We start from the raw sequence: 20,133 nt of genomic DNA on the forward strand, positions 1-20,133 counted from the left end.
AGCTATGCGTCGTCTTTTCGTTGTTTTGGCCGCCTGTCTGCTGAGTCTGGCCGCCGCCGCCCACGCCTACCACGCCAGCATCATGGAGGTGCGCTACAACGCGCCCAAGCAGCAGCTGGAAATCAGCCTGAAGGTGTTCACCGACGACTTCGAAAAGGCCTTGTCGGTGGGCCAGCCCCGCGCCATCAGCTTCGAGACGACGCCCCGGGCCCAGGTGACGCAGCTGACCACCGACCTGCTGCGCAAGTCCCTGGCCTTTGGCACCAAGCCCGGCGAAGCGCTGCCGCTGCAGTTTATCGGCTTCGAGAAAGACCACGAAGCGCACTGGCTGTACCTGGCCGTGAAGCTGCCCAAACCCACCAGCAGCCTCGTGCTGCGCCACCAGCTGCTACTGCCCAACTTCGCCGACCAGATGAACATCGTCAACCTCGACGCCGGCGGCAAAAAGCAAAGCGCCCTGTTCCGGGACGGCAACGAGACGCAGAGGTTAATGTGGTAGAATGTAGGGTTAATGTGCGAATGTGTTGGAATGTGCTAATGTGCTAAGGCCCTTGTGTAATCGTGAGCAAAGCGCGGCAGTCCGTATGTTGAAATGTGCCGGGTGTCCTGAAATGAAAAGCCCTTTACAGAACGTTCTGTAAAGGGCTTTTTGGTAAAACGATGGGTTAATTGCCTTCGTAGGGGACGAATAGCTTCGGCCTTCGGCCTCGCAATGACACGTTGGGCATTAGCACATTTCAACACATTAGCACATCAGCACATTAAACCCTATTTCCAATCCAGCGTGCCGTCGGCGGGTTTCTTGTCGTCGCTGGGGGGCTTGGGTTTGTCTTCGTCGGGCTTGATGAGGCGAAACTCCACGCGGCGGTTGATGCGCGCGTCTTCCTCCGTGACTTCTTCCTTCAGCGGCTGAGTGCTGCCGTAGCCCATACTTTCGATGCGGTTGGGCTTGAGCTTGCCTTTCGCTTCGATGTAGCGGCGAATGGCCTCGGCGCGGTCCTTCGACAGGTTTTCGTTGAAGTCCGGGTCGCCCTTGGAGTCGGTGTGGCCCTTGATGCTGAGCCGGAACGTGGGGTGGTCGACCATGAACAGGGCAATCCGGTCCAGAATCGGGTGCATGGCGGCCCGGATGTTGGCCTTGTCCTGGTCAAACTCGATGTTCTTGAAAATCAGCGGCAGACCGTAGTCAATCGAGTTGGTGACGAGCTTCATTACCGTGTCGCCTTTCAGCTCAAACTGCTTTTCCACCGTGAAGTAGTCGGGGCTCTGAATCAGGATGACGTAGTGCGAGCCTTCAATCAAATCGAAGTCGAACGAGCCGTCGGGCCGCACGTACTTGCTGGCTACTTCAATGCCGTTGTCGGTGTCGATGACGCTCACGATGCCGTTGAGCGGCTTGCTGCTGACCGAATCGACCAACGAGCCCTCGATGTGCGTGGTGGCTAGGGGCTGGGCTTCCATGGGCAGCGGAAAGGAGTAGAGGTCCAGGTTTTTCAGGTCCTTGGCCTCGGAGCGCGCGTAGTACAGATCCTTCGATTCGGAGTCGATGGTGAAGTAGTACTCCGAGCCCTTGCCGTTCACCAGCGGCCCGATGTTGCGCGGTTCCTGCCAGCGGCCCCGCACCCGGTAAGTTTTGTAGATGTCGAAGTCGCCGTAGTTGAGCAGCTGCCCGCGCGACGAGAAGTACAGCACGTTGTAGAGCGGGTGGTAGTAGGGGCTCACCTCACTTTCGCGGGTATTCACCACCGGGCCCAGGTTCTGGGCCTTGGTCCACTGGCCGGCTTTGTTTTTGGCCGTAAACCAGATGTCCGACAAGCCAAAGCCGCCGAGCCGGTCGGAGGCGAAGTACAGCGTGTCCTCGTTGCGCGAGAGGGTGGGCTGCGAGTCCCAGGCCGGGGAGTTGACCGTCGTGCCCAGGCTCTTGGGCGTGGTCCACTGGCCTTCCTTGAACGTGGATACGTACAGGTCGCAGTTGCCGTGGCAGGTAGGGCACTCGCAGCGGGCAAAGTAGAGCGTCTTGCCGTCCTTGCTGATGCAGGCCGAGCCCTCGTTGTATTGGGAGTTAATCGGCTTGGGCAGGGGCTCGGCATCGGTCCACGACACGCCTTCCTTGTGGGAGGTGTACAGATCCTCGTCCACCGCGTCCTGAATGCCCCGGGTTTTGCGCTTCGAGGAGAAAATCAGCTGGTCGGCCCCGGCATTGAGGGTCGGGCCGTAGTCTTCCACCTTCGAGTTGATGGCGTCGCCCATCGTGGTGTACACACCCTTGGGCGGGTGAAACGTGGCAATGCTCTTGCGGTACTCCACGATGTCGTAATACACCTTGAGCGGCACGTAGAGGTCGGCGTCCTTCTGCTCCAGCGAGTCGTAGTAGAGCTGGATTTTCTTCACGTCCTGGCGGTGGTGCTTCAGCGCCAAGCGGTAGTAGGCTTTGGCTTTTTCCTCGTTGCCGGCTTTTTCCCAGAGCTGGGCCAGGCGCCAGAGCAGGGGCGTGTCCTTGTAGAAGTTCTGGATGCCGAACAGCGACACGTAGGCTTCGAGCAGGCTGCGGGCCTGGTTGTAGTTGCGCCGCTTCTCGGCCTTCTGAATGGCTTTCAGCGCCTTTTTATCCTGGAAGTACGCCAGCTTGTTGATGTTGATAAAGTCGGGCGTACCGTCGGGGCGCACCCGCAGCTGCCGGGTTACCTTGCCGGTGAGCTTGCGCGTGGGTGGCGGCGTGTTTTTTTGTTGGCCCTGCCCGGTCCCGATAACGGCAAGAAAGAGCAAAAGGGTGAGAAGCGGGCGTAGAGAGCGGAGCATAATTCAATAAAGCACAATAGCCAGCCCAAACGGCGCGGCGAAAGATCAAAAATAGGGATTTTCTCATCTATTCAGTACTATCCCGGGTGCTGCCGGACTGGCGGGCCCGTGTGTCGCCTTGGCGGGTTATATCCCCGTATATTCCTGCTTATTCCCCGTGGCATAGCACTTGCCAAAGCTGTATCTTCGGAAGCTCGCTCGCTTCGTCCTGCGTGTTGCCTGCTTTTGCTGTCATTCTGGCACCGCCCTACTACTTCCCCGATCCTGTCTTATGAGTTCATACGATCCGCGCAAGCCCAAACCCGACGTTCTGCTGATGACGGAGGACCCCGCCGAAATGGTGTCCATCGTGGCCTCCGATCCGGACCAGCCCCTGTCGGAGCAGGAGTCGCCGGATGTGCTGCCCCTGCTGCCGGTGCGCAACACCGTGCTGTTTCCCGGCGTGGTGCTGCCCGTCACCGTCACGCGCAAGAAAAGCATCCGGCTGGTGCGCAAGGCTTACCGCGGCAACAAGATCGTCGGCGTCGTGGCCCAGAAAAACACCGGCAGCGACGACCCGGCCCTGGCCGACCTGTTCGAGGTGGGCACCATGGCCCGCATCCTGAAGCTGCTGGTGCTGCCCGACGGCAACACGACCATCATCATTCAGGGCCAGAGCCGCTTCCGCATCGAGGAGCAGCTCCAGGACACGCCCTACCTCACGGCCCGCGTCAGCTACTCGCCCGAAACCTTCCCCAACAAGAACACCAAGGAAGTAAAGGGCCTGGTGTCGTCGCTGAAAGACGCGGCGGCCAAGATGCTCAAGCTCAATCCCGAAATTCCGCAGGAAGCTCAGGTGGCCCTCGACAACATCGAGTCGCCGGCCTTTCTGACGCACTTTCTCTCGTCCAACATCAACGTGGAAGTGGGCCTCAAGCAGAAGCTGCTCGAAATCAACGACGGCGTGGAGCGCGGCACCATGCTGCTGGAGATGATGATGAAGGAGATTCAGCTCCTGGAAATCAAGCACGAAATCCAGACCAAGGTCCACACCGACATCGACCAGCAGCAGCGCGACTATTTCCTGCGCCAGCAAATCAAGGTGCTGCAGGACGAGTTGGGCTTCGACGGGCCCGACCAGGAAATCGAGAAGCTGCGCCTGCGGGCCAAGGACAAGAAGTGGCCCGAGGCCGTGGCCAAGCACTTCCACAAGGAGCTGGAAAAGCTGGCCCGCGTGAATCCGCAGGCCGCCGAGTTTCCCATCAGCGTCAACTACGTCGAGTTCCTGCTCGACTTGCCCTGGGCCGAGTACACCAAGGACAACTTCAATTTGAAGCGCACCAAGAAAATCCTCGACCAGGACCACTACGGCCTGGAAAAGGTGAAGGAGCGCATCATTGAGTACCTGGCCGTGCTCAAGCTCAAGCAGGATATGAAGGCCCCGATTCTGTGCCTCTACGGCCCGCCCGGCGTGGGCAAAACCTCCCTGGGCCGCTCCATTGCCAAGTCTTTGGGCCGCAAGTACGTGCGCATGAGCCTGGGCGGGGTGCGCGACGAGGCTGAAATCCGGGGGCACCGCAAAACCTATGTGGGCGCCATGCCCGGCCGCATCATTGCCCAGATCAAAAAGGCCGGGGCTTCCAACCCGGTTATCGTGCTCGACGAAATCGACAAGATTGCCTCCGACTTCCGCGGCGACCCTTCGTCGGCATTGCTGGAAGTGCTGGACCCGGAACAGAACTCGACCTTCACCGACAACTACCTGGAGGTGGAGTACGACCTGTCGAAAGTCCTCTTCATTGCCACGGCCAACTCGCTCGACACCATTCAGCCCGCCCTGCGCGACCGGATGGAAATCATCGATTTGACCGGCTACACCCTGGAGGAGAAAACCCAGATTGCCAAAAAGCACCTCTGGCCCAAGCAGCTCACCGAGCACGGCCTGAGCGCCAAGGACGTGACCATCACCACGCCCGCCTTGCAGCGCGTCATCGACGACTACACCCGCGAATCGGGGGTGCGGAGCCTGGAGCGCAAGCTCGGGGCCGTGACGCGCAACATTGCCAAGCACAAGGCCCTGAAGGAGCCCTTTCCCGATACGCTGGAGCCCAAGGACGTCAGCAAGATCCTGGGCGCGGCCATCTTCGACCGGGACCTGTACCAGGACAACGAAACCGCCGGCGTGGTCACGGGCCTGGCCTGGACCAGCGTCGGCGGCGACATTCTCTTCATCGAAAGCCTGCTGAGCCGGGGCCGGGGCAAGCTGACCCTGAGCGGCCAATTGGGCGACGTAATGAAGGAATCGGCCGTGACGGCGCTTTCGTACCTGCGCAGCCGGGCCGAGGAGCTGGACATCGACTACCGCGTCTTCGACCAGTACGACCTGCACATTCACTTCCCCGAGGGCGCCGTGCCCAAGGATGGGCCCAGCGCCGGCATTGCCATCTTCACCAGCATTGCCTCGGTGTTCACCCAGCGCAAAATCCGCAGCCATTTGGCCATGACCGGCGAAATCACCTTGCGCGGCAAGGTGCTGCCGGTGGGGGGCATCAAGGAGAAGATTCTGGCCGCCAAGCGCGCCGGTATCCGGGACGTTATCCTCTGCGAGAAAAACCGCAAGGACATCCTGGAAATACCCGCCGACTACCTCAAGGACCTGACTGTGCACTACGCCGACCGGGTCGATGACGTGCTGAAAGTGGCGCTGCTCGACGAAAAAGTGGCCCACCCTATCAAGCTCATCGTCCGCGACGAGCCGGCCCTGGCCCCGCCGGCCAGCGTGGAAGTGGCGTAGGTCGTAGTCTTCCTGAGCCGGCTGTACTTGTGGGAAGGTTGGGAGGATTCCTCCCGGCCTTCCCACGATTGTTTTAGCGCCGGGAGGATTCCTCCCGGGCTATATTTTTTTGTTTTGGTGCTGGGAGGACGCCCCCGGGCCTATATTTTTTTGTTTTGGTGCCGGGAGGACGCCCCCGGGCACCAAAACAAAAAAATATAACCCCGGCTGCTCTCCCCGAGGCTTCCAACGATTGTTTCCGGGCTCGGGGGGAGCCCCCGAGCACCAAAACAATTGTTTCCGGGCTCGGGGGACTTCTTCCGATCAGTAAAACAATAAAACCTGCGGCCCCAGCGTCTTACCCAGGATGCTTCCCAATTACCTATCTTAGAGGTATGAATCAACTGCTACGCCGCTCGGCTTTCGTCAGCTTTACATTGCTCGGCCTGGGCGGCTTGCTGGCCCGGCCGGCCGCCGCCCAGATTGGCGGGCAGCAGGCCTTTTCCTTTCTGAATCTGCCGCCCAGCGCCAAGCTGGCGGGCCTGGGGGGCGTCAACGTGTCGTCGCGCGATGCCGACGGCACGATGCTCTACGGCAACCCGGCCCTGCTCAACGCGGACATGGACGGCCGCCTAGCCCTGGGCTACGTCGATTTCCTGGCCGACATCAAGCAAAGCACCGCCTCTTACGTCTTCAACACCGAAAAGGCCGGCCGCTTCGGCGTGGGCCTCACCTACCTCGACTACGGCAAGTTTGAGCAGCTCGACGCGGCCGGCAACAGCCAGGGGCAGTTTTCGGTGAGCGAGTACGCCTTGGGCGTGTCGGATGCCTACACCAGCGGCAACTTCACCCTGGCCGGCACCCTGAAGCTGGCCGTGTCGGGCATTGCCGGCAATCACTCCGTGGCGACGCTGGCCGACGTGGGGGCCCTGTTTCACCACCCCACCCAGGATTTCAACGTGGGCCTGGTCGTGCGCAACGCCGGGATTCAGCTCAAGCCCTACGCTGGCTCCAGCCGGGAGCCCATGCCGCTCGACGTGCAGATCGGCACCTCCTTCAAGCCCGAGCACATGCCGCTGCGCATCTCCATTTCGGCTCACCACCTCCAGCAGCTCGACATCGTGTACCTCGACCCTAACCAACGCGGGCAGCTCGATGAGAACAACGAGGAAATCAAGCCCAAGAAAAGCCTGGGCGACAAAATTGCCCGGCACTTCGTAGTCGGCGGGGAGCTGATTCTGGGTAAAAACCTGAACGTGCGCCTGGGCTACAACCACTTGCAGCGCCGCGAGCTGCGCCTCGACAACACGGCCGGCGGCGCGGGCATCAGCTTCGGCGTGATGCTGCGCATCAGCCAGTTTCAGCTCGATTACACCCGGGCCGGCTACCACGCCTCCGGGGCGGCCAACTACTTCACCGTGGCCCGCAACATCGATACCCTGTTCAAGAAGACCGACTAGCCCCAAACTTTCGCATAACTTTAGTAGCGCGAACTTTGTAGTTCGCGTCCCCGAACGACCTAATTGCGCGGGGGCGCGAACTGCAAAGTTCGCGCTACTGCCTTTTCTCTCCTCTCTATGCTAGATTCCGCCACGTTTCTCACCCCGGCCCAGATTGTGGCCGAGCTCGATAAGTACATCATCGGCCAGCACGACGCCAAGCGCCACGTGGCCATTGCCCTGCGCAACCGGTGGCGCCGCCTGCACGCGCCCCTCGACATGCAGCGCGAAATCGTGCCCAACAACATCCTGATGATCGGCTCGACGGGGGTGGGTAAAACGGAAATAGCCCGCCGCCTGGCCAGCATTGCCGGCGCCCCCTTCACGAAGGTGGAAGCCTCCAAGTTCACGGAAGTCGGCTACGTGGGCCGCGACGTGGAAAGCATGGTCCGCGACTTGGTGGAGCAGTCGGTGAACATGGTGAAGCAGCGCCGCAAGGAGGAAGTGAAAAGCCGCGCCGCTCAGGTGGTGGAAGACATCATCCTCGACGCCCTGATTCCGCCCGTTACGGGCAGCAGCGTGGCCGTGCCCAAGCCTTCCCTGGGCTTCGGCAACGAAGCCACCGGCATGCCCGATTCGGACTACGAGCTGAATGAGCGCACCCGGGAGAAGTTCCGCCTCAAAATCCGCAACGGCGAGCTGGAAGACCGCAAGATTGACATTCAGGTGCAGCAGCACAGCACCCCCGGCATTGGCGTCGTGGGTGGCCCTGCCGGCTTGGATGAGGCTTCCCTGTCGGGGTTGCAGGACATGCTGGGCAGCATGATTCCCAAGAAGACGCGCAAGCGCAAAGTCACCATTGCCGAGGCCCGCAAAATCCTGCTGGAGGAAGAGGCCTCCAAGCTCATCGACATGGATGAGGTGAAGGATGAAGCCATCCGGCAGGCCGAAAACGCGGGCATCATCTTCATCGACGAAATCGACAAGGTGGCCAGCCGCGGCGGCAAGGGTGCGGGCGGCGGCCCCGACGTCAGCCGGGAAGGCGTGCAGCGCGACCTGCTGCCCATCGTGGAAGGCAGCGCCGTGAGCACCAAGTACGGCATCATCCACACCGACCATATCCTGTTTATTGCCGCCGGGGCTTTCCACGTGGCTAAGCCCAGCGACCTTATCCCCGAGCTACAGGGCCGCTTCCCCATCCGCGTTGAGCTGCAGAGCCTGACCAAGGACGACTTCTACCGCATCCTGAAAGACCCCAAAAATGCGCTTACCAAGCAGTACGAGGCTTTGCTGAAAGCCGAGGAAGTGGAGCTGTTGTTCGAGGATGAAGCCCTGGAGCGCCTGGCCGAAATTGCCTTCGAGGTCAACTCCGAAGTGGAAAACATCGGGGCCCGCCGCCTGCACACCGTCATGAGCCGCCTGCTGAACGATATCCTGTTCGATGTGCCCGACGTTATCGGCGCCCACGCCCGCATCCGGGTAACGCGCGAGCTGGTCGAGGAGCGCCTGCGCGACATGGTCCGTAACCGCGACCTGAGCCAGTATATTCTGTGAGATAGGGAAGTGGTGAAATAGGGAGTGCCGTTCAACGGTTGCTGACCTCCGCACGTAATTCAGGCGGATGGCGGCGGCGGCCGTTGAACGGCACTCGCCATTTCACCACCTTACCATTTCACCGATGCACTACTATATCATCACCGGCGCGAGTCGGGGGCTGGGCAAGGCCCTGGCCGAAGCTATTCTGCGCCAGCCCGGCACTACCGTCGTGGGCGTGTCGCGCCACGCCACCATCGACCACCCGCGTTACCAGCACCAGCCCCTGGACCTGTCGGATATTGCGGCGGTGGAAAATAACCTGCACAAGGTGTTTCCGCGCTGGACCGATGCGGCCAGCATTACCCTGGTGAATAACGCGGCGGTAGTGGGGGAAATAGGCTACGTCGGCGAGCAAACCAACGAGCACTACAACTTCGTGTTCGACATCAACCTGGTGGCGCCGGCCATGCTGATGAATACCTTTTTGAGTGCGTACTCCGGCTTGAGCGTACCGCGCGCCGTGCTCAACATCAGCAGCGGGGCCGCCCAGCGCCCCGTCGACGGGTGGGCGGCCTACTGCGCCTCCAAAGCCGCCCTCGAGGCCCTGACGGCCACGGCCCACAAGGAACAGCAGCTGCGCGGCTCCAACGTCCGGATTCACAGCCTGTCGCCGGGGGTAATCGACACGAGCATGCAGGAGCACATCCGGGCCGCCGACCCGAGCAGCTTCAGCGAGTCAGCCCGCTTCCACGCCCTGCACGCGCAGAACAGCCTGAACGCCGCCGAGCACGTGGCTGGTCAGATAATGCAGTGGCTGCAAAGAAAAGACCAACCAGCGGAGCCCGTCCTATTGCGGCTGGCAGACATAGCCTAAGACAGGAAGAACACAAAAAAAGCCCCGGTCATATGACCGGGGCTTTTTCATGAGAACTAAATCTGACTTAGTAGCCAGGGTTCGGCGTGATGTTCGGGTTCGTAACCAATTCGCTGGCAGGAATAGGCCACAGGAACAGCGGGCTGCTATAAGGCACAGCCGAAATGTTCGGATTGGGATACGTACCACCACAGCTGTAGAAAGCAAGGCTAGTCAGCTGACCACCGTTGCCGTCAAGCTTAGCGGGAATACCACCATTAGCAACCGGGCTGAAGGTTTTCTCGCCCGACAGACGGTGAATGTCGTCCCAGCGGAAGCCTTCGGCTACCAGCTCGATACGACGCTCATTCAGGATGGCCCGGATGAGGGCATCACCACTCAGCGAACCAACGGCGTAGCGGTCGGCAACCGCTACTGCGCGGTTACGCACGCTGTTCAGGTACGTCAGCGCCTGGGCATCGTTATTAGTCCGGGCCAAAGCCTCCGCTTGGTTCAGCAGTACTTCAGCGTAGCGAATGATAGGAGCGAAGTCCGTGTTGGTCGTTGCGTCCGTGTACTTGCGCGTTACGAAAGCAGCTACCCGCAGGCCTTTGTCCTGCTGCATCAGCTCCGTACGACGAGTATCATTGCACGTGAAGAAGGGTGCGTTGTACAGAATCGGGCTGACCGCCAGCAGAGCACGACCGCCAATGCCCCCGTTGGCAACGCTAGCTGAGTTGCCATATACTTGCGGCAATGCACCGTTAGCGCCAGGGTTGTCGTCCGAGCTGTTCTCCACCGAGAAAATATTCTCGGCGGTTACGTTGATGCCGCCAGGGAATGCGGCACGCGGCGTAGCGGCCAAAGCATACGTAAACGAAGTAGTGCCACCGGAAACAGACTTACCGATCAGCTTGTCACCTTCTTTCACTGCTTCAGCCCACTCACCCTGGTGCAGACGCAGACGCTGCTTCAGAGCAATAGCGGCCCCTTTCGTAGCGCGGGTTACCCGGAAATAAGCCGTGGTACCAGATCCACGGTTAGCCTGGAGGTTGTTTTCGGCAAAATCCAGGTCGGCCAGCATCTTGGTGTAATCTTCTGCTACCGTGCCGCGACCCTGAGACTTGGCCAGTTCCAGACCCGCAATGGTGTTTACGGGAGTTGCCCGGTAAGGAACGCCCGCTGCGCTTCCCTTACCATCCATGTACGGACGCGAGAAGTGGATAACCAGTTCGTGGTGAGCCAGTGCGCGCAGGAAGCGCATTTCGCCTTCGTAGTCGTTGGCGGCTGCCTGAGTAATCAGACCGCTGGCGGCTGCCTTGCGGACCCCGTCAATAGCTACGTTAGCTTGGTTGATGACCGAATACAGGTTCGACCACATGTTGACGATGTTCGGAGCCGAGGGGCTGATGGCGTTGGTGAAAACCAAGCCAAAGAAACCCGCCATGTCCGATACGTCTTCCCCACGGGCATCATCCAGTGCGTTGGCGGCGCCACCGAACGGATAGCCCCGGGTTGCCAGAGCAGTACCGTTCAAGGGGTCATAGTAGCCCGACTGAGCAGCGTTGTACACGCCGGTAATAGCCAAAGCAATTCGAGCTGGATCAGAGAAGGCATCTGATTCGGTCAGGGAGTTCTGCGGAACCAGGTCCGTCACTTCCTTGTCGCAGGCACTCAGGCCCAGCGTAGCCGTGAATGCCAAGGCTACGAAACGGGCTTTAGAGAAAGAATTAAGGAATTGTTTCATGTGATTTCAGAGGCCAGAATTAGAATGCAACGTTGAGACCACCCGTGAATACACGCTGCTGCGGGTTGCTGTTGAAGTCAACACCGGCTTGCTGGTTGATGATGTTGTTGTTCGAGGAGTTCGAGTAGTTGGAGTTTACCTCTGGGTCAACACCTTTGTAGCCCGTAATCGTTGCGATGTTCTGTGCTTGAACGAACACGCGTACGCGGCTCAGGCTAACTACGTTCGAGAAGCGCTGGGGCAGGGTGTAACCCAGGGTGACGTTCTGCAGACGGATGAAGTCGCCTTTCTCCACAAAGCGGGTCAGTGCTTCGCCTTCTTTGTTGATGAAAGCACCGTTACCCTGTACGATTTTAGGCGTGCTGGTAACGTCACCTTCTTTCTGCCAACGGTCCAGAATCTCGGTCGAGTTGTTTACGAAGTCCATACGCAGCAACTGCTGACGGCTCTGGTTGAAGATCTTGTTGCCGCCGCTGTAGCGCAGGAATACGTCCAGGTCAAAGCCTTTGAAGGTCAACGTGTTCGACAAACCACCGAAGTATTTCGGGTTGGTCTGGCCCAGGATGAACTTATCGCTAGCAGCCAGGGGGGTAGTCGTTACCAGGGCAGCGCTGGGGTTGTTGGCATCGTAGAGGTAGTACTGGCTCTGACGGGCACCACGGTCGGTGCTGGCCTGAATCAGGGTGCCGTTACCACGCTTGTAGATCGGGTAGCCGTTGTAAGGGTTTACACCCTGATAGTCGTAGCCGAAGAGAGCACCAATCGACTCACCTACGCGGGTGATGTTGTAGGGGCTGATGATGTCTTCGTTGTTGCTCAGAGCCGTAATCTGGTTCTTGTTGGTCGAGAAGTTGAAGCTGGTCGACCAAGTGAAACCTTCCTTCTGGATGTTCTGCGTGTTAACCGTTACTTCCAGACCGCGGTTGTAGAGCGAGCCAACGTTGGCGCGGTACGAGCTGTTGTTGGGAACACCCAGCGACAGCGGCGTACGTACGGCCAGGATAGCGCCGTCGATGTTGTTGCGGTAGTAGTCAACGTTCACGTTGATGCGGTTGTTGAGGAAGCCCAAGTCGATACCGAAGTCGGTTTTCTTGGAAGTTTCCCACTTCAGGCGGTCGTTACCGAACTGCGTGTACGCAAGTCCGTTCTGCGCGCCGTATTTGCCGGCACCGTACAAAGGAGCGTAGGGGAAGTTGCTGCCCAGGTCGGTGTTACCCACTTGAGCGTAGCTACCACGCAGTTTGAAGTCGCTCCAGAACGAGTTCAGGCCCGAGCTCTTGAAGAAAGGCTCTTCCGATACGCGCCAGCCCAACGAACCACCGGGGAAGTAACCCAGGCGAGTAGCAGCTGGCAGCGACGACAGCTTGTCAGCCCGCAGCGTGGCGCTGATCAGGTAACGGTCTTTGAACGAGTAGTTCAGACGGCCGAAGTACGAAGACAAGCCCTGCTGGCCGTTGCCACCGAAGATAGTGGGAGTAGCCACGGTGCCCGATACGATGCTGTTCGGACCCAGTGCACGGTCCGACAGACCGGTACCTTGTGCCTGATAGAAGTAGTCTTTCGTCTTCTGATATTCCGTACCGATTACGGCGTTGATTTTGTGCGCTTCAGCGAACGTGGTGCTATAAGAAGCCGTGTTCGACAGGTTCCAGCGAACGGAAGGACCGAAGCCTTGGAAAACCAGACCTTGCAAAGCGCGGCCGTCACCGGCGCGGGGGTCGTAGTACTGGAAGTCGTCGTTCATCTGGGTGTCGGTACCAATCTGGGAACGCAGACGCAGGCCCGTTACGGGCTCTACTTCCAGGTACGTGTTGCCCAGGATGCGGTAGCCAATCGAGCGGAAGATGTTATTTTCCAGGGGGAAAATAATGTTGGTATAGGCAAAGGAAATACCCGTGGCGTTGTTGCCTTGGCCAATAGCCCCACCAGCATCTTGGTAAGGAGTGCCGTCGGGGTTACGAGCCGGTACGTTGGGGAACAACGACAGAGCGTTGGTCACGTTGCCCGACAGGGCGTTGGGGCTGGTGTTCAGGCCCAGCGTCTGCGTGCGCGACAAGCCCAGGTTCATACCCAGACGCAGCCACTTTTTAACTTCCGTATCCAGGTTCGAGCGGAAGGTGAAACGCTGCAGCGAGTTGTTCTTTACTACGCCGTCCTGGTCGGTGTAACCGGCCGAGAAGTAGTAGTTGGTTTTCTCGTTAGCACCCGAAACTGATACCACGTGGTTTTGCTGGAAGCCCGTGCGGAAAATCTCTTTCTGCCAGTCGGTGCTCACCTGGTTGCCGTTGGCATCAAAGTAAGGAGCAGCCAACAGCTTGGTGCCCGGAGCCGGGTTGGTGTTACGCTGCTTTTCGTTGCTGATGGTGATGAAGTCTTCAGCACCCAGTACGTCGTAGCGCTTCAGCGTTTGAGCCACACCGATATAGGTGTCGTACGAAACGGTGGTTTTGCCGAGACGGCCTTTCTTGGTCGTAATCAGAATTACACCGTTGGCAGCCCGCGAACCGTAGATGGCGGTAGCCGAACCGTCTTTCAGTACTTCGTACGATTCGATGTCGGCGGGGTTGATGTCAGCCAGAGCATTCGAGAAACCGTTGCCCAGGGCGCTGGTGTTACCCGTAAAGATGGGCTGACCATCCACTACAATCAGAGGCGAAGTACTCGAAGAAATCGAGTTAGTACCCCGAATCTGGATGCGGGGCTGCTGGCCCAACAGGCCCGAGGGAGCCTGTACCTGCACACCGGCAGCGCGGCCAGCAAGTTGCTGGGCAAAGCTGGGAGTAGCCAGGTTTGCAACGGCTTCGCCTTGTACCGAAGCAATAGAGCCGGTTACGTCGCGGCGTTCCTGCGTGCCGTAACCCGTAACTACTACTTCGCTCAATTGCTTGCTGTCAACGGCCAGACCGATGTTGAGTTGGTCTTCCGCGCCAATGGGCCGCTCCGTTTGGATGTACCCGATGGAGCTAAATACCAAGGTGCCACCGGCGGAAGGAACACTCAGGGTATAGGTACCATCCGAGTTCGTGGAAACACCATTGCTGGTGCCTTTAAGCAGAACCGTAACGCCTGGCAGGCCTTCTCCCGTCTGACGGTCCGTAACCCGCCCGGAAATATTCCGGTTCTGGGCAGTTACCTGCTGTAACAGGGTGAACATGAGCAGAAAACTCATGAATAGAATTTTTTTCATGCAGAAAAAAGTTTGGGTTAGAATATAAGCGGGGCGAGAGGACCGCTTTTACTTCTTAAAAATACTCACAGTTGAGCGAAACTAAATTTTCTAACTGCTTTTTTTTCCTCGACTCGAGCTTTACGAGGTGATTGGTTGAATAGCTGTATATGAAGGTATTTATATGATATAGTGGTTTTTTTAGGTATGTGATGTAGAATGAGGAAATTAATCTATCCAAAATAAAAAATGCTATATCAGTTGGAGCTAGCATAAAAATAAAAAGTGCTGGTACCAATGAAGGCACCAGCACTTTTTAATAAAATTCTAATCGTTAACGCACGAATTAGCGGAATACAGCAATGGCGGCGTATGGTGCCAGGATTTGCGTACCTGTAGGAGCGTTGAACGAGTTAAGTGGAGTCAGCACGATACGACGGCCACCTTCCGCTACCATTTCAAACGTGAAGACGATGGCGTCGTTCAGCAGAACCAGGTTGTTGAACGCATCCGGCCCCGCCGCCGGAATCACCGCTACCAGGTTGGTACCCGAAAGACGCTGCAAGCCCTGCAGAGCATCTTTACTATTGATGGATATGGTTGCCGGAAACGAGCTATAGTCACCTACTTTCACCCGTGGGCCCAGAATGGCACCGCGCCGGTAGCTTTTGTAGACCTCAATAGTCTGAATCTTCAGGTCGCGCTCCTGACCCGGGTCGATGGTAAATTCGAAAATCGGCCGCGTCGGATTTGTGCTGGTTGCGGCTTTGGCCGCCGCCAGGTTATAAAAGTCCTTGCCGGCAGTAACCTTAGGGAAAATGGCCGGTACGCTTTCAACGGCTGGGGCTGGCAGTCTGCTATCATCCTTGCAGGAACTCAGTCCCGCTCCGGAAGCAAACAGCAAAAACAAGCCAAAAACTATTTTTTTCATGGAAGTCAGAGTTGTGATTTTAAACAGAAGAGCAAACTCAGCGTCTGTCCCAGAAAATTTTATCTAATACAAGGTTCGGCTGCTGCTTCGGTGCGTTCGGGTTCGACGTCAGGTCGTCCTGGCGGTAGGGCAGACGACGGGGGTAACCACCGGTAAGGCGCGTGTGCGGCTCGGCACTAGTGCCCGGCAGCGTAATGGCAGGGAAGCCAGTCCGGCGGTAGTCCGTGTAAACATCTTCACCAAAGCCAAAGCCGGCCTTGTACTTCTCAATCATGATTTTCTCGAGGGTCACGCCCCCACTCAGGGCATTCTGCACGTAGTTGTCAATGACCGTGGCAGAAATCTGAGGGGTCGTCGGAGCAGGGTTGCTGGCGTTGTCAGCAGCCGCAATGTCGTTCACTTTATCGAACGCCAACCGGATGCCTTTTTCCATGGCCGTCGCGGCCCCTGCCTGGTCTTTCAGAATCATCAGCCGAACTTCCGCTTCCGTGAAATAGCGGCTGGCCGAAGTCAGGAAGCGCTGGGCTACGGTGCCTTTGCCGGCTACGCCAGTTGCCACGCCACCCTTGCCATCGTCGAACTTGCCGCCTACGGCGTACAGGCCGGGCAGCGTAACACTGTTAGCAATTGCCGTGTTAGCCGCCGGGCCGATGCTGCCGAGCAGAACGGTTACGAAACCGGTAGCATCCGAAAAGTCGGCTGCAGCCTGGAAGCTGGTGACCTGTCTGTAGAAATAGTATGGCCGACGTGGGTCGCCCGTCATAATATCCTGGTAGAAAAAGCGGCCCACGGAGTTTTCGCGGCTAGCCGTAACGTAGTCGGCAATGTACCCCAGGTTACGGTTTTCCGGCGTAGTCGAGCTGTTGTACTTGAACTCGTAGTCGTCGCCAATGCTTTGCATCAGATCCTGAGCCAACAGCGCCGAAACTTGCGTGTTCAAGGCCGCTTCGCTGATTACCGGGGTAGGGTTCAGGCGAATCTGATTGAGCAGCTTCAGCTTCAGGGTGCGGCCCATCCGAGCCCACTTGGTTTTGCTGCCACCATAGATAAGGTCGGCAGTACCCAGAGTAGCCGTAGACGAAGGCTTCGCCAGATTCTCAAGACCGGCGTCAATCAGGCCGAGCAGGCTCTTATAAATTTCCGAATCCTTGTCGAACTTCGGAGCTGGGTTAGCAGCACCCTGCAGGGCCTGCGAGTAAGGAATGTCACCCCACAGGTCAACCATCTGGCTAAATACGAAAGCCTTCTGGAGCTGGGCAATGCCTACGTAATCCCAGTTCTGGGATTCGGTAGCCTGCTTCAATACCTGCTCGTTGTTGACCAAGCAGTCGGCGTACAGGCCGCCCCACTGGTTGCTGAACGAGCCCCCATCGGGAGTGTACGAACCAATGTCGCGAGAGCTGGAGAGCTGGTTGACCAGGGTTGAGGTAGCCTGGCTCATCCCCAGCGCGCTCAGGCCCAGGTAGACGCTCATGGCACCCTGAGACGCCGGGAGAAGTTTTTCTATGCGAGCCGAGGTTGCGTTGATTGGGTCTACGTTAACGTCGTAGAAATCTTTGCATCCCGGGGTGGCTGCCAACAGGCTCGCGAGAGCCAGTGCAGCAGTACCTTTACGTAAGTTCATATGTGAAAGCAAGAAAATCAGAATTAGAAAGTAACCCGCAGGTTTACACCGTAGCGACGCGTAGAAGGCGAGTTGGTGAACTCAATGCCCTGGGCGTTGGATGCCGAGTTGAACGTGTTGACCTCGGGGTCATAGTTCGTGTACTTCGGAATGTTGGGCGAATACCAGTACAGGTTACGACCGGACAGCGAAACGTTGATCATGCTGAAGGGCGTCTTGGCCAGCAGCGTCTTGGGCAGGTCATAGCCCAGCGTTACTTCGCGCAGACGAACGGTGGTAGCGTCGTAGATGGACTGCTCAGCCGTGCCACCGATACCGGCAGAACCCGTACCGAAGTAGTAATCGTTCAGCGAAATAGCGGTGTTGTTCGGAATCGTGTTGCCATTCGCGTCACGGATGGGCTGGTGCGTGATGGGGTCACCTTTCACACCTTTGATAACGTAGAGCTGGTCACGATCTTCGGTGTCTTTGGTAACACCACGGCCCAGTTCCGACTGCAGGGTAGTCGAGTAGATATTGCCCCCTTTACGGTAGTCAATCAGGGTATTCAGCGTCAGACCTTTGAAGGTGAACTGGTTGATGAAGCCCATCAGGAACTGTGGGTTGGGGTTGCCAATTACCTTGGGGTTCAGGGCCGGAATCAGACGGCCGGTAGAAGGATCCACCAAGAGGTTGCCCTGCTCGTCGCGGTCAGCATTCGAGCCATAAAGCACGCCGAAAGGCTGGCCAGGCATCAGAATGGGCTGCACAAGGCCCGAGCCGAAAGCGGCATTGATAACAATCTGGTCAACTCCTTCGGTTAGCTTCTCCACAATGTTCTTGTTGTGGGTGAAGTTGAACGTGCTCGACCAGCGGAAGCCCCGCAGATCTACCGGAACGACGGTAGCGGCCAGTTCCACGCCTTTGTTCGAGATTTCACCGAAGTTGGTGCGCAGCTGGTAGAAGCCCGAAGCCGTGGGCAGCGTCACATCACCGATTTGGTTGGTCGTGCGACGGTCGTAGTACGAAGCGCTGATGTTGATGCGGTTCTTGAAGAAATCGAAGTCGGTACCAACTTCAAATTCGTTGGTGAATTCCGGCGTCAGCGCAGGGTTGTTGATGGCGAAGTTCAGAGCCTGAGCGGGCACCCCGTTGAAGGGAAAGTCGGTAGTGCCGACGTTGTTGCCGTATTTAGGATTGCTGAAGTACGTAACCAGGCCCGACTCGTAGGGACCAGCATCGTTACCAACGCGGGCATAGCCAGCGCGAATCTTGCCGGAAGACAGCCAGGAGTAATCCAGGCCCAGAGCTTCAGTGAAGATGACCGAGCCGCTCACGCTGGGGTAGAAGAAGCCACGACCGGGTTTGTTCACGTCACCACCTTTGTTCAACGTCGACGAGTTGTCGCGACGAGCAGTGGCGTTCAGGTAAGCCCAGTCTTTGTAGCCCAACGTTACGTCGGCCAGTACACCTACCAGACGACGCTTCTGGATGGTAGAGCCGTACGGCTGAATTTCGGTGGCGTTGCTCAGGTTATCGATACCGAATACCACGCTGCCGGTGCCCAGGAAGGAAGTGCTTTCGAAAACGCGTTGGTTGATGTTGTTACCAACAATGGCTTTCAGGCTCAGGTCTTCCGTCAGGTTTTTGTCGAAGGTCAACAGGACCGTCTGCTCCAGCTCCGTGTTTTGGATCATGTCTTCCACGGTACGGCCCGTGGCATACTTACCCGTGTTACCGGGACGAATCGTCGAGCGACGGGCATCCGTGTAGGTGTTTACACCGCCGGTGTAGCTCAGGGTCAACCAGTCTTTGATGGCGTAACTAGCCGTGATATTACCTGCTACCCGGTCAACACGCGAGGTGAACGAGTTGTTGTTGGTCGACCAGTACGGGTTGTCGGCCTGCGTGGAGAGCCAGCCGAAAACCGAGCCGTTCGTTACCGGGTCCGTGTTGGGCAGGTTTTGCAGATCCAGGTTGCGGGGCAGGAACATGATGCGCGACAGAGCCGAAGCACCACCCTGGGCACTGCTGCCACCTACCAGTGGGCCGCGCTGATACGAGTTAGTGTAGGCAACGTTACCACCGATGACGAACTTGTTGTAGGTACCCGAGCCGCCCGCGCTGATGTTGTGACGCAGGAACGACGAGTTCGGGATGATGCCTTTCTGGTCGTAGCGCGAAACCACGGCCGTGAACTTGGCATTGTCGCTATTGCCGGTCAAAGAAATAGAGTTGTCAAACAGGCTACCCGTGTTGAAGAAATCCTTTACGTTGTTGGGCGCAGCTTGGTAAGGAATGGTAGTACCGGCCGGAATGTTCGGGAAGTTAGGGTTACCAGCCTGGGGGTGAGGCAGGGTAGCGGGAGCTTCGGGGCTGCCAAAACGAGGACCCCACGAGCCGTTGGTCAGGAACGGGCCGACAAAGTTGGCGCCGGTGCCATAGCTGTTCTGGTATTCGGGCAAACCAGCAATGGTTTCCAGCGAGTAGCCCGAGTTGTAGTTGATTTGAATACCCTTGACACCGCGCTGCATGCTGCCGGTTTTGGTCGTGATAACCACTACGCCACCGGCGGCGCGCGAACCGTACAGGGCACCGGCGGCGGCACCTTTCAGGATCGTCATCGACGCAATGTTGTTGGGGTCAATGTCAGCAGCCCGGTTCGAATAGTTAGTGCCTTCTACCAGTGGGCTATCCGAGTCGGTCTGTTTGTTGTCGTACGGAATGCCATCCACTACGAACAGCGGGCCGTTGGCTTTGGACATCGAGGTATTACCGCGGATGATAATGCGGGTCGAGCCACCAGGCGTGCTGCTGGAGTTCGATACCACTACACCGGCTACCTTACCCGACAAGGTCCGAACCACGTCCGGCTCCGATTTCTGCACCAGTTGCTGGGCATCAATATCGGCTACGGCATAGCCCAGAGCGCGCTTTTCGCGGGAGATACCCAGGGCCGTTACCACGACTTCGCTCAGCTCTTCCGTGCTGACCGACAGCGAAACGTCAATCGTATTGCTATTGGTGATGGCGCGCTCCAGCGAACCGTAACCCAGTTGCTTGAACACCAGGGTGGTGGCATCAGCCGGAACCGACAGCGTGTAAGTTCCCTCCGCATTGGTAGCAGTACCAACACTGGATCCTTTTACCAGAACGCTTACACCCGGCAAGCCTTCATTGGTCGTGACATCGAGTACTCGTCCTGAAATAACCCGATTCTGCGCCCAAGCGCGCCCAATCAGGGTCAAAGACAGGAATAAACTCAGTAGTAAGAGTTTTTTCATGAAAGAAGTGGAGTGAAAATGGA

Annotated in this window: 11 protein-coding genes; 5 read left to right on the forward strand and 6 right to left on the reverse strand. The window is 57.9% G+C overall.

Annotated features, from left to right (window positions below; all coding sequences use genetic code 11):
• The first annotated feature begins 4 nt into the window (after window positions 1–4).
• The gene (locus tag E5K00_RS18685; RefSeq protein ID WP_135464793.1) at window positions 5–499 is read left to right on the forward strand and encodes a DUF6702 family protein; all 495 of its coding nucleotides are present in this window, start codon (window positions 5–7) and stop codon (window positions 497–499) included.
• A gap of 269 nt (window positions 500–768) precedes the next feature.
• On the opposite strand, the gene E5K00_RS18690 is transcribed toward E5K00_RS18685, so the two are convergent.
• Window positions 769–2,766: an OmpA family protein gene (locus tag E5K00_RS18690; RefSeq protein WP_245328341.1), complete on the reverse strand. Its 1,998-nt coding sequence runs from the start codon at window positions 2,764–2,766 to the stop codon at window positions 769–771.
• A 370-nt stretch (window positions 2,767–3,136) separates the two neighbouring features.
• Here E5K00_RS18690 and lon point away from each other — a divergent pair, with 370 nt between their 5' ends.
• The 4 genes from lon (at window position 3,137) to E5K00_RS18710 (ending at window position 9,400) form a co-directional block, all read left to right on the forward strand.
• Window positions 3,137–5,572 carry an endopeptidase La gene (lon, locus tag E5K00_RS18695; RefSeq protein WP_394346333.1) on the forward strand — a complete coding sequence of 812 codons (2,436 nt, stop codon included), beginning with the start codon at window positions 3,137–3,139 and terminating at the stop codon, window positions 5,570–5,572.
• 374 nt (window positions 5,573–5,946) lie between these two features.
• Entirely contained in the window at window positions 5,947–7,011 is a 1,065-nt protein-coding gene (gene porQ / locus E5K00_RS18700; protein WP_135464795.1) for a type IX secretion system protein PorQ, read from the forward strand.
• Window positions 7,012–7,128: 117 nt separating this feature from the next.
• Entirely contained in the window at window positions 7,129–8,544 is a 1,416-nt protein-coding gene (hslU, locus tag E5K00_RS18705) for an ATP-dependent protease ATPase subunit HslU (RefSeq protein ID WP_135464796.1), read from the forward strand.
• 124 nt (window positions 8,545–8,668) lie between these two features.
• The gene (locus E5K00_RS18710) at window positions 8,669–9,400 is read left to right on the forward strand and encodes an SDR family NAD(P)-dependent oxidoreductase (protein WP_135464797.1); all 732 of its coding nucleotides are present in this window, start codon (window positions 8,669–8,671) and stop codon (window positions 9,398–9,400) included.
• Between the two features lie 67 nt (window positions 9,401–9,467).
• On the opposite strand, the gene E5K00_RS18715 is transcribed toward E5K00_RS18710, so the two are convergent.
• The 5 genes from E5K00_RS18715 to E5K00_RS18735 form a co-directional block, all read right to left on the reverse strand.
• Window positions 9,468–11,126 carry a RagB/SusD family nutrient uptake outer membrane protein gene (locus E5K00_RS18715; protein ID WP_135464798.1) on the reverse strand — a complete coding sequence of 553 codons (1,659 nt, stop codon included), beginning with the start codon at window positions 11,124–11,126 and terminating at the stop codon, window positions 9,468–9,470.
• Window positions 11,127–11,145: 19 nt separating this feature from the next.
• Window positions 11,146–14,313, reverse strand: coding sequence for a SusC/RagA family TonB-linked outer membrane protein (locus E5K00_RS18720; RefSeq protein WP_245328343.1), 3,168 nt, complete (start codon window positions 14,311–14,313; stop codon window positions 11,146–11,148).
• A 325-nt stretch (window positions 14,314–14,638) separates the two neighbouring features.
• The gene (locus E5K00_RS18725) at window positions 14,639–15,223 is read right to left on the reverse strand and encodes a hypothetical protein (protein ID WP_135464799.1); all 585 of its coding nucleotides are present in this window, start codon (window positions 15,221–15,223) and stop codon (window positions 14,639–14,641) included.
• A gap of 37 nt (window positions 15,224–15,260) precedes the next feature.
• Entirely contained in the window at window positions 15,261–16,697 is a 1,437-nt protein-coding gene (locus E5K00_RS18730) for a SusD/RagB family nutrient-binding outer membrane lipoprotein (RefSeq protein WP_167856947.1), read from the reverse strand.
• Between the two features lie 173 nt (window positions 16,698–16,870).
• Window positions 16,871–20,110 (reverse strand): SusC/RagA family TonB-linked outer membrane protein, encoded by a 3,240-nt coding sequence (locus tag E5K00_RS18735; protein WP_135464801.1) that lies wholly within the window; start codon window positions 20,108–20,110, stop codon window positions 16,871–16,873.
• Between the last annotated feature and the right edge of the window lie 23 nt (window positions 20,111–20,133).

The organism is Hymenobacter aquaticus, assembly GCF_004765605.1.
Classification (GTDB): domain Bacteria; phylum Bacteroidota; class Bacteroidia; order Cytophagales; family Hymenobacteraceae; genus Hymenobacter; species Hymenobacter aquaticus.